Origin of the sequence: Micrococcus sp. KRD077, assembly GCF_017168505.1 — a bacterium.
GTDB lineage: Bacteria > Actinomycetota > Actinomycetes > Actinomycetales > Micrococcaceae > Micrococcus > Micrococcus luteus.
In genome coordinates this window covers 1-13,726 of record NZ_JABFAZ010000005.1, presented here as the reverse complement: position 1 = coordinate 13,726, position 13,726 = coordinate 1, and the positions used below count along the sequence as shown (strand labels likewise).

Genomic DNA, 13,726 nt, shown 5'->3' with positions numbered 1-13,726 from the left:
ATGGCGCGGGCCGGGGGCCGTCGTCGTGCCGGTGCTCAGTAGCGGGCGGCCACCGCGAGCATGTCGGACTTCATGATCGTCGTGGAGGTGAACACCAGGCCCGCGTCCTCGTTGAGGGCGTGGGCGAGCTGGCCGCCGCCCATGTACATGGCCGTGTGGTAGATGCGGCCGGTGGACTGGTTCGCATAGAACACGAGGTCGCCGGGCTGGGCCTGGGAGATCGGCACGTAGGACTTCGCGGCGAGGTACTGGTCGCCGGCGCGGCGCGGGATGGAGATGCCGGCCCGGGCCATGGCCTGCTGGGTGAGGCCGGAGCAGTCGAAGCCGGAGGGGCCGTTGCCGCCCCACACGTAATAGGAGGACGGGTTCCGGACGGCGGAGCGCACGTAGTCGACGGCAGCCTGCTTGGACGCGGGCGCCGGCGCAGGGGCGGGGGCGCTGGAGTTGGAGACCGAGGTGGTCTTCAGGACCATCCCCGGGTGGAGCATGGTCGAGGAGCTCATGCCGTTGATGGACTGCAGGATCGAGGCGGACACCCCCGTGCGGTAGGAGATGATCCACCAGCCGTCGCCGGCCAGCACGGTGTAGGTCGAGCCCGAGGTGGACGGCGCCGGGGCCGGGGTCGGGGTGGCAGTGCCGGAGGTCTTGAGGACCATGCCGGGATGCAGCACGGTCGCGGCGGTCATGCCGTTGAGCGACTGCAACCTGGACATGGAGACGCCGGTGCGCTGGGCGATGATCCACCAGCCGTCGCCGGAGCGGACGGTGTAGGCGGTCTCGGCGGCCTGGGCGGTCTCGGCGACGGACACGGTGCCGACGCCGGTCAGGGCGGCGGCGCCCAGGGCGAGGGCCACGGAGGCGGCGGCGGTGCGGGGGGCGCGACGCACAGCGGCGTGCGAGGAGGTCACGGACATCGGATCTTCTTCCCGGACAGGACCTGCGGCCCATGAGGGCGGTGCCTCCGGGCGATGCCCGGAACGAGGCCGGACCGCGGGTGCGAGTTGACGAGCAGTGCGGATGACCGGGTACGCGAGGACGCGGAGGAAGCCCCGGTGTGGCGGATCGGCTGTAACCGATCCGTGATCAAGATACACGATCGTTATCGAAACGCAATCAGAAATTCGGATGACGTCCAGGTGGCCGATCGGCGCTCGACGCGCCCCGGTCGGCACCTACCGTGCGCGGCTGTCCCCGCCCCTCTCCGGCGCGGCGCTAGCGTGGTGCGGGTGAGCCCCTCCCGCCCCCTGCGCCTGCTGATGGACGCCCGCTACACCCGCACCGACTTCCACGACGGCATCTCCCGCTACGGCGCGAGCCTCATCGAGGCGGTCGCCCGCCGGACCGACGCGCCGGGCCCGGAGGGGGCCGACGTCGAGGTCGAAGTCGCGATGCTGATCTCGGACGAACGACAGCTGGCCCTGCTCCCGGACGGCGTGCCGTGGCACCTCGTCTCCGGCCCCACCTCCCCACGCGAGCCGTTCGTGGCCCGTCAGGTCGCGCGCCTGCGACCGGACGTCGTCTTCTCGCCCATGCAGACCATGGGGTCGTGGGGGCGGGACTACGCGCTGATCCTCACGCTCCACGACCTCATCTACTACGAGCACCGCACCCCGCCGCGGAACCTGCCCGAGCCGATCCGCTGGCTGTGGCGGGCCTACCACCTGACCAAGACCCCGCAGCGGCTCCTGCTCGACCGCGCGGACGCGGTCGCCACGGTCTCCCGGACGACGGCGGAGCTCATCGACCGGCACCGCCTCACCCGGCGTCCGGTCCACGTCATCGCCAATGCGGCGCAGACGGTACCGGAGCCGCGTGACCCGGACGAGACCCCGGACCGCACGCTGCTCTACATGGGCTCGTTCATGGACTACAAGGACGTCGAGTCCCTCGTGGCGGCCGCGCCCCTGCTGCCGGGCTACGCGCTGTACCTGCTCTCCCGCATCAGCCCGGAGCGCCGCGGGCAGCTCGAGGCCCGGCTGGCCGCGCGCCGCGCCGCCGCGGGGGCCGCCGGCGCGGACGTGGTCTTCCACGACGGCACCGACGAGGCCGAGTACGTGCGCCTGCTCCGCCGGGCCACCGCGGCCGTCACCCTCTCCCGCGCCGAGGGCTTCGGCCTGCCCGTGGCCGAGGCGATGGCCCATGGCACGCCGGTGGTGTGCTCGGACCTGCCGATCTTCCGCGAGATCGCCGGCGCGGGCACCCCGTCCTTCCGGGGTGTCCCGCTCGAGGGGGACCGGGCGGCCGCGCTCGCGGCCCGTGTGCGGGAGCTCGAGGACCCCGCCGAGTTCGCCGCGGCCTCCCGGGCGAGCGTCGCTCAGGCGGCCCGGTTCAGCTGGGACGAGTCCGCTCGCCGACTCCTGGACCTCACGGCCGCGCTGGGTGCGGCGCGGCGTGCGGCCAGAGCACGGACGGACCGCTCCAGCCGATGAGCACCAGCGGGTCGAGGTAGCGATCGAAGGCCGCGTCCCCCACCCGCCAGCCGTCGGGCTCCCGCACGCCCCAGTGCACGCACGCCCGCGTGCAGTGGGGTGGCGCCCCGGCCAGTCGCCCCACCGGGTCGCCTGCGGCGACGACGGCCCCCACGGCGACATCCGCCTCCACCGGCTCGAGCGAGCTGCGGGTCCCGTCCTCGTGCTCGAGGGTCAGCACGGGGCGGTCGACCACGACCCCGGCGAACACGACTCGGCCCGCCGCCGGTGCCCGGATCGCTGCGCCGGACGGCACGGCGAGGTCCACGCCCCGGTGCCCCCGACCCCACGGTCGCTCGGGCGCGACGAACGCGCGGAGCACGTCATCCGGGGCGGCGCCGGCCACGGGCGCGTGCCACGCGACCGGCGCGGCCGTCGATCCCGGACCTGCCGGGGACGCCGCGACGAGCAGCAGCGCGTCGCGCCCCGACGGTGCGGACGTGGCCCGCGGCACGGCGTCGAGGCCGCCCACCCCCGAGGCGAGGACGAGCCAGGCGAGCAGGGCCGCCGCGACGCACCCCGCGATGTGCGGGCGCGGGAGCGGACGGGGGAGGTGGGTGCGTGGGGTCATGGCGACAGCCTGGCGTCCCGGGCGGCCGCGTGGCGGGCCCGCAGTGCGATCGTGGAGAGCGCCCGCCGCACCGGTCCCTGTGCAGGAGTCGGCGATGGGAGCGGTCGCCCACCTGGGGTAGGATTCACCTCAGCGGTGTCCTGTGGCCGGCCCAGTGCTATGCCCCGGACACCGACTCCGCGCATCGCGGTGGGTCGCTCCAGCGGCCCAGCCCCCACGCTCGGTCCCGTCCCCGCCGTCCTCCTGGAGAGGGCGTCGGCGCGGGTGCTCGTGGGGCCCGGCAGCCCGCCGTCGTGATGCCAGGGGCCGCCCGACCGGGCCGGCCGCCAACCGTCAAGAAATCGACCGGCAGACCGCCCGCGCGTGAAGCGCGGGGTGTCACGGCTGCCACAGAAGGGAACGTCATGCCCGTCGTGACCATGCGCCAGCTCCTCGACTCCGGTGTCCACTTCGGCCACCAGACCCGCCGCTGGAACCCCAAGATGAAGCGCTTCATCTTCACCGAGCGCAACGGCATCTACATCATCGACCTCCAGCAGTCGCTGTCCTACATCGACCGCGCCTACGAGTTCGTCAAGGAGACCGTCGCCCACGGCGGCACCATCCTGTTCGTCGGCACCAAGAAGCAGGCCCAGGAGGCCATCGCGGAGCAGGCCGGCCGCGTGGGCATGCCCTACGTGAACCACCGCTGGCTCGGCGGCATGCTGACCAACTTCTCCACCGTCTCCAAGCGCGTGCAGCGCATGAAGGAGCTCGAGGAGATCGACTTCGAGGACGTGGCCGGCTCGCAGTTCACCAAGAAGGAGCTGCTGCTGCTCAACCGTGAGCTCGAGAAGCTGCAGGCCAACCTCGGCGGCATCCGCAACATGGCCAAGACCCCCTCCGCCGTGTGGGTCGTGGACACCAAGAAGGAGCACCTGGCCGTCGACGAGGCCCAGAAGCTCGGCATCCCGGTCGTCGCCATCCTGGACACCAACTGCGATCCGGACGAGGTCGCCTACCCGATCCCGGGCAACGACGACGCCATCCGCTCCGTGAACCTGCTGACCCGCGTGGTCGCGGACGCGGTCGCCGAGGGCCTGATCGCCCGCCAGGGCGGCAAGTCCGGCCAGGCGGCCGCCGAGCCGATGGCCGAGTGGGAGCGCGAGCTGCTCGAGCAGCACAACGTCCAGCAGGCCGAGCAGACCGAGGCCCCCGCCGCCGAGGCACCGGCCGAGCAGGCCGAGGCCCCCGCTGCCGAGGCGCCGGCCGAGCGGGCCGAGGCCCCCGCCGCCGAGGCCGCCCCGCAGGGCGAGTGATCCCGGCCGGTCCGTCGGCCCGGCCTCACCCGGCCGGGCCGACGGACCGGATCAGACCCCGAACATCCCGCACAACCCACACCACGGGAAGGACCGAACGAGCATGGCGAACTACACCGCTGCTGACATCAAGGCCCTGCGCGAGCGCACCGGCGCCGGCATGATGGACGTGAAGAAGGCTCTGGACGAGGCCGACGGCGACGCCGAGAAGGCCATCGAGATCATCCGCGTGAAGGGCCTCAAGGGCGCCACCAAGCGCGAGGGCCGCTCGGCCGCCGAGGGCCTCGTGGCCGCGACCGTCGAGAACGGCGTCGGCGTCATGATCGAGCTCAACTGCGAGACCGACTTCGTGGCCAAGGCCGACAAGTTCATCGCCCTGGGCGACGTGGTGCTGCGCGCCGCCGTCGCCTCCGGCGCCACCGACGTCGACGGCCTGCTGGCCTCCGAGCACGAGGGCCGCACCCTGGGCGACTACGTGACCGAGGAGGGCGCCCTGCTGGGCGAGAAGGTGGCCGTGCGCCGCCTGGCCCGCGTGGAGGGCGCCTACGTGGACGCCTACCTGCACAAGACCTCCAAGGACCTGCCGGCCCAGGTGGGCGTGCTCCTCGCCGTGGACGCCGACTCCGCCGAGGCCAAGACCGCCGCGCACGACATCGCCGTGCACGTCGCGGCCTACTCGCCCACGTACCTCACCCGTGAGGACGTGCCGGCCGAGACCGTCGAGAACGAGCGTCGCATCGCCGATGAGACCGCCCGTGCCGAGGGCAAGCCGGAGCAGGCCCTGCCGAAGATCGTGGAGGGCCGCCTGACCGGCTTCTTCAAGGAGATCGTGCTCGTGGACCAGCCGTTCGCGAAGGACCCGAAGCAGACCGTCGGCAAGGTCGCCTCCGACGCCGGCACCAACGTCACCGGGTTCGCCCGCTTCCGCGTCGGCAACTGACCGCCGCACCCGGACCGGCCGCTCCCGGTCCACGCCCCGCGGGGGCGTAGGATCGGGAGCGACCCGAGGTCCACTCCGGCGCCGGATGGCGCCGACGACCATCGCATGACGGGGTGGCCGCCCCGACCGGGCGGCCACCCCGTCCGCGTGTCCGCCCCCGGGACGGCCGTCCCCGGCCCGACCCCCCACCGACCAGGAGATGCTTCCCATGGAGACGAACCGCGCCCCCGAGGACCCGACCACCGCCCACGCCCCGCAGACCTCGGACGACACCGGCCGCCGTCGCGTGCTGCTCAAGCTCTCGGGCGAGGTGTTCGGCGGCGGCAAGATCGGCGTGGACCCGGAGACCGTCCGCGGCATCGCCGAGCAGATCGCCGCCGCGGCGGACCAGGTGGAGATCGCGATCGTCGTCGGCGGCGGCAACTTCTTCCGTGGCGCCGAGCTGTCCGAGAACGGGATGGACCGCCGTCGGGCCGACTACATGGGCATGCTCGGCACCGTGATGAACTGCCTGGCCCTGCAGGACTTCCTCATCCAGGCCGGGGTCACCACGCGCGTGCAGTCCGCCATCCACATGGAGCAGGTGGCGGAGTCCTACATCCCGCTGCGCGCCATCCGCCACATGCAGAAGGGCCGCGTCGTGATCTTCGGCGCAGGCACCGGCCTGCCCTACTTCTCCACGGACACCGTGGCGGCCCAGCGTGCCCTCGAGGTCGGGGCGGACGAGGTCCTGATGGCCAAGTCCGGCGTGGACGGCGTCTACACCGCGGACCCCAAGAAGGACCCCACCGCCGAGCGTCTCACGCACCTGACCTACGACGAGGCGCTGCTGCGGAACATCCGCGTGATGGACCTGACCGCCATGACCATGTGCAAGGACAACGACCTGGACATGCGCGTGTTCGGCATGGAGGGCCCGGGCAACGTGACCCGCGCCCTGCTCGGCGAGCCGATCGGCACCACCGTCACCGTCTGAGGCGCGCCGCGTAGGATGGCGGCAGACCTGTTCCACCACACCGAGGAGACACCGTGATCCAGGAGACCCTGCAGTCCGCCGAAGAGCAGATGGACCGCACCATCGAGGCCACGCGTGAGGACTTCGCCTCCGTGCGCACGGGCCGCGCCAACCCGGGCCTCTACTCCAAGGTGATGGTTGACTACTACGGCTCGTTCACCCCGCTGCAGCAGCTGGCGTCCTTCACCACCACGGACGCCCGCACGCTGCTCATCACCCCGTTCGACCAGTCGGCCCTGCGCAACATCGAGAAGGCGCTGTCCGAGTCCGAGGTCGGCGCGAACCCGTCCAACGACGGCAAGGTCATCCGCATCGTGATGCCGGAGCTGACCGAGGAGCGCCGCAAGGAGTACGTGAAGCTGGTCAAGTCCAAGGCGGAGGAGCACAAGATCTCCGTGCGCAATGCCCGCCGCAAGGCCAAGGAGGCCATGGACAAGGCCGTCAAGGACGGCGAGGTCGGCGAGGACGAGGGTGCCCGCGGCGAGAAGGAGCTGGACGCGCTCACCAAACGCCACGTCGAGCTCATCGACGAGATGGCCAAGAACAAGGAGCAGGAGCTGCTGGAGGTCTGAGCCTCCCGCCGTCCGCGCTCGCCCCATGACCTCCGCCGTGTCCACCTCGCCCGCACCCCCGCGCGGCGGCCGCGACCTCAAGTCCGCCGTCCTCGTGGGGGTGGGGCTGCTGGCGACGGCCCTGGTCGGCCTCTTCTGGCTCGACTGGCTGCTGGTCCTCCTCGTGGTCGCCCTGCTGGTCGGCGCGGTGTCCGAGATCGCGACGGCGGTGCGCGGCATCGGCCTGGACGTGCCGCGGCCCCCGCTCTGGGTGGCCGCGGCGGTCCTGCCGCTCACCGCGTGGCGGTGGGGGGTGCCCGCGCTGTTCATCGCCCTGGTGGCATGCCTGGCGCTGGTGGCCGTGTGGACGGCGCTGACGCGGCGGCGTCCGGCGGGCCAGTTCATGCTCGCGGGCGTGTTCATCGTGCTGTGGGCGCCGTTCCTGCTCTCCTTCGCCGCGGCGCTCCTGGACGAGCCGCTGGGGCACCGCATGGTGGCGGTCCTGCTGCTGATGGTGGTCTCCAACGACACGTTCGGCTACATCGTGGGCTACCGCTTCGGCCGCACCCCGATCGCCCCGCGCATCAGCCCCAAGAAGTCCTGGGAGGGCCTGGCCGGCTCCCTGGCGGGCTCGGTGCTGGTGGGCGTCGTCGCCGTCCCCCTGCTGGTCGGCCAGCCGTGGTGGGTCGGCGCCGTCCTCGGCGTGACCACCGTCGCCGCCGCCACCTCGGGGGACTTCTCCGAGTCCATGGTCAAGCGTGAGCTCGGCATCAAGGACATGTCCTCCGCCCTGCCCGGCCACGGCGGCGTGATGGACCGCCTGGACTCCCTCGTGTTCGCCGCGCCGGTGGCCTACACCGTGCTGGCGCTGCCCCTGACCTGATCCACCCCTCGACCCGGCACGTCCGGGACCCACACCGCAGGAGACGCCCATGACCCCCCGCACCACCCCGGACGCCGAGCCGGTCTTCGAGCTCGTCGAGCAGGACGAGATCGGCTACGAGACCACCCACGTGGACGCCTTCATGGCGCGTGCCCGTGAGGCGCGCGACGGCGGTGCCCCGCTGACGGCGGAGGAGGTGCGCCAGGCCCGCTTCGCGACCGTCAACGGCGGCTACGCCACCGACGAGGTGGACGACGAGCTGGACCGTCTGGAGGAGGAGCTGGCCGCCGCCGAGCGTCAGGCCTTCGTCGCCGAGCGCGGGGACGAGGACTGGGCCGCGGACCTCGAGGAGCGCGTGGCCGAACTCGTGGCCCGCGCCGATCGGGCCCCGGCGGAGCGCTTCCGCCGCCCCTCCCGCGCGGACGCCGTGAGCTACGACGTGGACCAGGTGGACGCGCTCGTGGACCGTCTGCGCGTCACCCTGGCCGGTGCGGAGGACTCGACGGATCCCGGCGCCGAGGGCGGGCTGACCGCGGACGACGTGCGCCGCGCGTCGTTCGGCGAGGCCGAGGGTGCCGCCGGCTACGAGGAGGGCCAGGTCGACGCCTACCTCGACGCCGCCGTCGACGTGCTGCTGCGCCGCGCCTGACACCCGGCCCTCGCGCGGCGGCCCCGGGCAGAGTGGCGCAGATCACACTCACGTGAGTACAATCGCACCACCGAGACGCCGCGCGCTCCACCCCTGCTCGCGCATGCGTACAACTCCCTCGCCCCGCACCGTGGGCGTCGATCGGAAGGCAGTCCAGTGACCCTCGTGGACCACACCCGTCCCACCGGCGGACAGTCCGCCGGCTCTCCGCCCCCGGCGGGCCCGGCCGAGGCCGTGATGCTCCAGGTGCTCGACACGGAGGGCCGCCGCCGTCCGCAGCCGGAGCTCGACCCGTGGATCGAGGACGTCGACGCCGACGCCCTCGCCGCGCTGTACCGTCAGATGGCCGTGGTCCGGCGCCTCGACGTCGAAGCCACGCACCTGCAGCGTCAGGGCGAGCTCGCCCTGTGGCCCCCGCTGCTGGGCCAGGAGGCCGCCCAGGTGGGCTCCGCGGTCGCGCTGCGCCCGGACGACTTCGTCTTCCCGTCCTACCGTGAGAACGGCGTGGCACTGCTCCGCGGCGTCCCCGCGCTGGACCTGCTGCGGGTGTGGCGCGGCTCCACGTTCTCGAGCTGGGACCCGAACGAGACGCGGGTGGCCACCCAGCAGATCATCATCGGCGCGCAGGCCCTGCACGCCGTCGGCTACGCGATGGGCGTCCAGCGGGACCAGGCGGACGTGGCCACGATCGTCTACTTCGGCGACGGCGCCACGAGCCAGGGGGACGTCAACGAGGCCATGGTCTTCAGCGCCTCGTACCAGTCGCCCGTGGTGTTCTTCTGCCAGAACAACCACTGGGCCATCTCCGAGCCCGTGCGCCTGCAGACCCGCCGCAGCATCGCGGACCGCCCGTGGGGCTTCGGCATCCCGTCGATGCGCGTGGACGGCAACGACGTCCTGGCCGTGCTCGCCGCGACCCGCGCCGCCGTCGAGCGCGCGGCCGACGGGGGCGGCCCCACCTTCATCGAGGCCGTCACCTACCGCATGGGTCCGCACACCACCGCGGACGACCCCACCCGCTATCGGGACGACGCCGAGCTCGAGGCCTGGAAGGCCCGTGACCCGCTGACCCGCGTGGAGGCGCACCTGCGCACCCTCGACGTGGACGTGGACGCCGTGCTCGCGCAGGCCCAGGCCGAGGCCGACGAGCTGGCGGCAGAGGTCCGCCGCGCCCTCGAGGCGCTCGAGGAGGACGGCGCGGACAGGCTCTTCGACGAGATCTACGCCGAGCCCCACCAGGAGCTCGAGCGGCAGCGCCGCGAGCACGCCCTCTACCTGCAGCAGTTCGGCGACGAGGAGGCGGGCGCGTGAGCGAGCGCATGACCTTCGGCCGGGCGATCAACCGCGGCCTGCAGCGTGCCCTGGCCGACGACCCCAAGGTCCTGCTCATGGGCGAGGACATCGGCGCCCTCGGCGGCGTGTTCCGCATCACCGACGGCCTGCAGGCCGAGTTCGGCGAGGACCGGGTGCTCGACACCCCGCTGGCCGAGTCCGGCATCGTGGGCACGGCCATCGGCCTGGCGATGCGCGGCTACCGGCCCGTCGTCGAGATCCAGTTCGACGGCTTCGTGTACCCGGCGTTCGACCAGATCGTGGCGAACCTGGCCAAGCTGCGTGCCCGCACCCGCGGCGCCGTGCCGATGCCGGTCACCATCCGCATCCCCTTCGGCGGCGGCATCGGCTCCCCGGAGCACCACTCCGAGTCGCCCGAGGCCTACTTCCTGCACACCGCGGGCCTGCGCGTGGTCTCCCCGTCCTCCCCACAGGAGGGGTACGACCTCATCCGCGCCGCGATCGCCTCGGAGGACCCGGTGGTCTACCTCGAGCCCAAGCGTCGCTACCACGACAAGGGCGACGTGGACCTGGACGTCGCGATCCCGCCGATGAGCCCGGCCCGCATCCTGCGCGAGGGCCGTGACGCCACGCTCGTGGCCTACGGCCCGCTCGTGAAGACCGCCCTGCAGGCCGCCGAGGTGGCGGCCGAGGAGGGCGTCGAGGTCGAGGTGGTCGACCTGCGCAGCCTGTCCCCGCTGGACACCGGCCTCGTCGAGTCCTCGGTGCGGCGCACCGGCCGGCTCGTCGTGGCGCACGAGGCCTCCCGCACCGGCGGCCTCGGCGCCGAGCTCGTGGCCACGGTGGCCGAGCGCGCGTTCCACTGGCTCGAGGCCCCGCCGGTGCGCGTCACCGGCATGGACGTGCCCTACCCGCCGTCCAAGCTCGAGCACCTGCACCTGCCGGACCTCGACCGCATCCTCGACGGCCTGGACCGTGCTCTGGGCCGACCGAATTCGCTGGACTCCGTGGACGCGTTCGCCGCCCCCGAGACCGCCGAGCAGTTCCTCGCGGCCCAGAACGCCGGGGAGGAGACCCGATGAGCCAGAAGACCTTCCGCCTGCCCGACCTCGGCGAGGGCCTGACCGAGTCCGAGATCGTGACGTGGCGCGTGGCCGAGGGCGACGCGGTGAGCGTGAACCAGGTGCTCGCCGACGTCGAGACGGCCAAGGCCGTGGTCGAGGTCTCGAGCCCGTTCGCGGGCGTCGTCGCGGCCCTGCACGGCGCCGAGGGTGAGACCCTCGAGGTCGGTGCGCCCCTGGTGACCTTCACCCTCGAGGGCGCCGAGCCCGACGTCGGCGGGCCCGCCGAGGGTGACGGCCGCGTGCCCACCCTCGTCGGCTACGGCGCCGCGCCGGACACCGGCAAGCCCGGCCGCCGTGCGCGGCGCGGCTCCGCGGCCCCGGCGACGTCGGCCGCCCCGGCGGGCGAGCCCGCCCGCGGACAGGCGCCGTCCACGTCGGAGGCGGCCCCCGCCGGCGCCGGGCGCCCGCAGCCCGAGGCCGCCGAGCCGGACCGCGCGGACGCGGCCCACGAGCCGGCCCCGGGCGAGCGACCCCGGTGCACTCCGCCCGTGCGCCTGTACGCGCGCCGCGCGGGCGTGGATCTGGAGCAGGTCACCGGCACGGGTGTGGGCGGGGTCATCACCCGCGCGGACGTCGAGGCGTTCCTGGCCGGGGGCGGGCAGCCCGCGGCCGCGGCGGCGCCGCCGCAGTCCGGCGCCGAGTCGGGCTCGACCGGGGGCGTCCGCACCCTGGGTGGCCGCCCGCGCACCGAGGCCGTGCCGGTCAAGGGCGTGCGCAAGGCGACCGCGGCGGCCATGGTGCAGTCCGCGTTCACCGCCCCGCACGTGACCGAGTTCCTGCAGGTGGACGTCACCGAGACCATGGAGCTGCTCGCCGAGCTCAAGGCCTCCCGCGAGTTCCGGGACGTCAAGCTCACGCCCATGACGCTCGCCGCCAAGGCGTGCCTCGTGGCGATGGAGCGCACCCCGGACGTCAACGCCCGGTGGGACGAGGCCGCCGGGACGATCGTCCAGCAGAACTTCGTGAACCTCGGTTTCGCCGCCGCCACCCCCCGCGGGCTGATGGTGCCGAACGTCAAGGACGCCCAGGCGATGAGCCTGAGGGAGCTGGCCGACGCCATCCGCGATCTCACGGGCCTCGCCCGCGAGGGGCGGCTGTCCCCGGCGGATCTGGCCGGCGGCACCTTCACGCTCACGAACGTCGGGGTGTTCGGCGTGGACGCGGGCACCCCGATCATCAACCCGGGTGAGGGGGCGATCATCGCGATCGGCCAGGTCCGGAGGATGCCGTGGGAGCATCGCGGCGAGATCGCCCTGCGGGACGTCATGACGCTGTCCCTCTCGTTCGACCACCGCTTCGTGGACGGCGAGCAGGGCTCGCGCTTCCTCGCGGACGTCGGCGCGATCCTGCGCCGCCCGGGTCTGACCCTGACCATGGTCTGACGGCCCCGGACGCGCCGCGGCCCCGCCACCCGGGCACCGGGAGGCGGGGCCGTCGTCGTGGCAGGCCGGTGCGGCCGCCGGCACGGCGGGGGCCGCGGGGCGCGCTCAGTCGGCGGCGGGCAGCTCCATCACGAGCTCGGTGATGACCTCGGCACGGGCGTTGGAGAAGACCTTCTCCTCGCCGACGGTCTCGAAGCCGCGGCGGGAGAGCACCTTCACGGAGCCCACATTGTCCTCGGGCACGTGCGCCCGCAGCGGGCGGGCGGTGTGCTCCTCCAGGAACCGGTCCACGGCCGCGGTCGTCAGCCCCAGGCCCCAGTAGTCCTGCGCGGTCCAGAAGGACAGCTCGCCCACGCCGTCCTGCTGGGTGCACACGAGCGCACCCACGGCGCGGCCCTCGTGCTCGATGGTCCGCACGACGGTGTCCTCGTCCCCGAGCAGGTGGGCCCAGTGGTAGTCGAAGACACCGCGGTCCCGGGGGTTGCGGGGGGCGAAGGCGGACATCAGGTTGGCCTGCTCGTCCTGCTGGTGGAGGAAGAACTCGTCCAGATCCTCGGGTCGGACGTCACGAAGAAGCACGGCGGTGGACCTCTCGGGGCGGGGTTCGACGGCGTCGCCGTCGCGGGTACCGGCCACCGTACCACCGGGCACGACGTCGGCCCGCCGGGCCGGTGCCGCCCGCTCAGTCCTCGCCGGGCAGCGGCCCGGGGGCCGTGGCCGCGGCCCAGGCCATGGCCACGAGGGTCGCGCGGCGGGCCGCGCGGTCGGCCGCGGTGCGCCGCACCGAGCGGGGGGTGGAGTTGAGCAGGCCCAGCACGGCCTGGGCGCGGAACACGGCGGTGGCCTGGTCCTCGCGGGGGTGGACGACCTGCAGCTGGCGCGCCCACACGTCGATGTAGGCGCGCTGGGTGCGCGTGATGGCCGTGCGCGCGCCGTCGGGCAGGGCGGACATGTCGCGGTCCTGCACGCGGATCACGTCGCGCTGGGCGAGGGCGAAGTCCGCCTGGAAGCCGATGAGGGCCCGCAGGGTCTCCGCCCCCGGCGCGTGCTGCGCCTCGGCGGCCAGCCCGCCGTCGAGCAGGTCCTGCGAGGCCGTGTCGAGGATCGCCGTGAGCACGGCGGCCTTGCCGGCGAAGTGGCGGTAGATGGCGGGGCCGCTGATCCCGACCGCGGCGCCGATGTCCTCGAGGCGGACCGCGTCGAAGCCCCGGGCCGCGAACAGTCGCGCCGCGGCCGCGAGCAGGTCCACCCGGCGTCGGGCCTTGGCGGCCTCCCGGGCGGTCGGCGGGGTCGCCGGGTGCAGGTGGCGGTGGACCATCCTGAGACGGCCGGTGGGAGTCAGGGGTGCGTTAGCGTGAGTCATGAGCGGGTCTCTTCTGGCAGGTCGGTGGTGTAGGAACTTCCATCCTGCGGGAGAGGCCCACTCGGGCGTGTCAGATGGTCTGTGTAAGCCGTACCGAGAGGAACGGTAAGAATCATGACCATGATCGACGAGAAGAACCCAGGCGAGCCCTCGGGCCAGGACCTGGTCGAGCAGCTGAAAGCCTCAGGG

At 73.4% G+C, this 13,726-nt stretch carries 14 protein-coding genes; 10 read left to right on the top strand and 4 right to left on the bottom strand.

The features are described 5' to 3' along the window. Positions 1-35: 35 nt before the first annotated feature. Entirely contained in the window at positions 36-914 is an 879-nt protein-coding gene (locus J1M39_RS01840) for a LysM peptidoglycan-binding domain-containing C40 family peptidase (protein ID WP_145951539.1), read from the bottom strand. A gap of 312 nt (positions 915-1,226) precedes the next feature. On the opposite strand from J1M39_RS01840, the gene J1M39_RS01835 reads away from it, so the two are divergent. Next, the gene (locus J1M39_RS01835; protein WP_206496409.1) at positions 1,227-2,429 is read left to right on the top strand and encodes a glycosyltransferase; all 1,203 of its coding nucleotides are present in this window, start codon (positions 1,227-1,229) and stop codon (positions 2,427-2,429) included. Here J1M39_RS01835 and J1M39_RS01830 read toward each other — a convergent pair. Then, positions 2,365-3,039 (bottom strand): peptidoglycan DD-metalloendopeptidase family protein, encoded by a 675-nt coding sequence (locus J1M39_RS01830; RefSeq protein ID WP_052001192.1) that lies wholly within the window; start codon positions 3,037-3,039, stop codon positions 2,365-2,367. The two genes, J1M39_RS01835 and J1M39_RS01830, sit on opposite strands and share 65 nt — an antisense overlap. Positions 3,040-3,443: 404 nt before the next feature. On the opposite strand from J1M39_RS01830, the gene rpsB reads away from it, so the two are divergent. The 9 genes from rpsB (at position 3,444) to J1M39_RS01785 (ending at position 12,174) form a co-directional block, all read left to right on the top strand. Then, positions 3,444-4,337 carry a 30S ribosomal protein S2 gene (gene rpsB / locus J1M39_RS01825; RefSeq protein ID WP_206496408.1) on the top strand — a complete coding sequence of 298 codons (894 nt, stop codon included), beginning with the start codon at positions 3,444-3,446 and terminating at the stop codon, positions 4,335-4,337. A gap of 103 nt (positions 4,338-4,440) precedes the next feature. Continuing rightward, positions 4,441-5,277, top strand: a complete 837-nt coding sequence (gene tsf, locus J1M39_RS01820; RefSeq protein ID WP_078026174.1) for a translation elongation factor Ts — start codon at positions 4,441-4,443, stop codon at positions 5,275-5,277. A 208-nt stretch (positions 5,278-5,485) separates the two neighbouring features. After that, positions 5,486-6,253 (top strand): UMP kinase, encoded by a 768-nt coding sequence (gene pyrH, locus J1M39_RS01815; RefSeq protein WP_002857706.1) that lies wholly within the window; start codon positions 5,486-5,488, stop codon positions 6,251-6,253. A gap of 53 nt (positions 6,254-6,306) precedes the next feature. After that, on the top strand, positions 6,307-6,864 hold the full coding sequence (gene frr, locus J1M39_RS01810; protein ID WP_036314042.1) for a ribosome recycling factor: 558 nt from the start codon (positions 6,307-6,309) through the stop codon (positions 6,862-6,864). 25 nt (positions 6,865-6,889) lie between these two features. Beyond that, positions 6,890-7,726 carry a phosphatidate cytidylyltransferase gene (locus tag J1M39_RS01805; RefSeq protein WP_036314044.1) on the top strand — a complete coding sequence of 279 codons (837 nt, stop codon included), beginning with the start codon at positions 6,890-6,892 and terminating at the stop codon, positions 7,724-7,726. Positions 7,727-7,775: 49 nt separating this feature from the next. Beyond that, positions 7,776-8,375 carry a DivIVA domain-containing protein gene (locus J1M39_RS01800; protein ID WP_036314046.1) on the top strand — a complete coding sequence of 200 codons (600 nt, stop codon included), beginning with the start codon at positions 7,776-7,778 and terminating at the stop codon, positions 8,373-8,375. Positions 8,376-8,531: 156 nt separating this feature from the next. After that, the gene (gene pdhA / locus J1M39_RS01795) at positions 8,532-9,686 is read left to right on the top strand and encodes a pyruvate dehydrogenase (acetyl-transferring) E1 component subunit alpha (RefSeq protein WP_036314048.1); all 1,155 of its coding nucleotides are present in this window, start codon (positions 8,532-8,534) and stop codon (positions 9,684-9,686) included. 8 nt (positions 9,687-9,694) lie between these two features. Next, the gene (locus J1M39_RS01790) at positions 9,695-10,750 is read left to right on the top strand and encodes an alpha-ketoacid dehydrogenase subunit beta (RefSeq protein ID WP_051995228.1); all 1,056 of its coding nucleotides are present in this window, start codon (positions 9,695-9,697) and stop codon (positions 10,748-10,750) included. Beyond that, a complete protein-coding gene (locus J1M39_RS01785; protein ID WP_036314052.1) occupies positions 10,747-12,174 on the top strand; it encodes a dihydrolipoamide acetyltransferase family protein in 1,428 nt (475 codons plus the stop codon). The genes J1M39_RS01790 and J1M39_RS01785 overlap by 4 nt, the downstream gene beginning before the upstream one ends. 105 nt (positions 12,175-12,279) lie before the next feature. On the opposite strand, the gene J1M39_RS01780 is transcribed toward J1M39_RS01785, so the two are convergent. After that, entirely contained in the window at positions 12,280-12,753 is a 474-nt protein-coding gene (locus J1M39_RS01780; RefSeq protein WP_051995227.1) for a GNAT family N-acetyltransferase, read from the bottom strand. 103 nt (positions 12,754-12,856) lie between these two features. Beyond that, a complete protein-coding gene (locus tag J1M39_RS01775) occupies positions 12,857-13,492 on the bottom strand; it encodes a TetR/AcrR family transcriptional regulator (protein ID WP_206496412.1) in 636 nt (211 codons plus the stop codon). Between the last annotated feature and the right edge of the window lie 234 nt (positions 13,493-13,726).

What these genes read in the sequence shown, in the direction of transcription:
- J1M39_RS01840 (WP_145951539.1), bottom strand. Translation starts at nt 914, where the DNA reads ATGTCCGTGACCTCCTCGCACGCCGCTGTGCGTCGCGCCCCCCGCACC.
- J1M39_RS01830 (WP_052001192.1), bottom strand. Translation starts at nt 3,039, where the DNA reads ATGACCCCACGCACCCACCTCCCCCGTCCGCTCCCGCGCCCGCACATC.
- rpsB (WP_206496408.1), top strand. Translation starts at nt 3,444, where the DNA reads ATGCCCGTCGTGACCATGCGCCAGCTCCTCGACTCCGGTGTCCACTTC.
- tsf (WP_078026174.1), top strand. Translation starts at nt 4,441, where the DNA reads ATGGCGAACTACACCGCTGCTGACATCAAGGCCCTGCGCGAGCGCACC.
- pyrH (WP_002857706.1), top strand. Translation starts at nt 5,486, where the DNA reads ATGGAGACGAACCGCGCCCCCGAGGACCCGACCACCGCCCACGCCCCG.
- J1M39_RS01805 (WP_036314044.1), top strand. Translation starts at nt 6,890, where the DNA reads ATGACCTCCGCCGTGTCCACCTCGCCCGCACCCCCGCGCGGCGGCCGC.
- J1M39_RS01800 (WP_036314046.1), top strand. Translation starts at nt 7,776, where the DNA reads ATGACCCCCCGCACCACCCCGGACGCCGAGCCGGTCTTCGAGCTCGTC.
- J1M39_RS01790 (WP_051995228.1), top strand. Translation starts at nt 9,695, where the DNA reads ATGACCTTCGGCCGGGCGATCAACCGCGGCCTGCAGCGTGCCCTGGCC.
- J1M39_RS01785 (WP_036314052.1), top strand. Translation starts at nt 10,747, where the DNA reads ATGAGCCAGAAGACCTTCCGCCTGCCCGACCTCGGCGAGGGCCTGACC.
- J1M39_RS01775 (WP_206496412.1), bottom strand. Translation starts at nt 13,492, where the DNA reads ATGGTCCACCGCCACCTGCACCCGGCGACCCCGCCGACCGCCCGGGAG.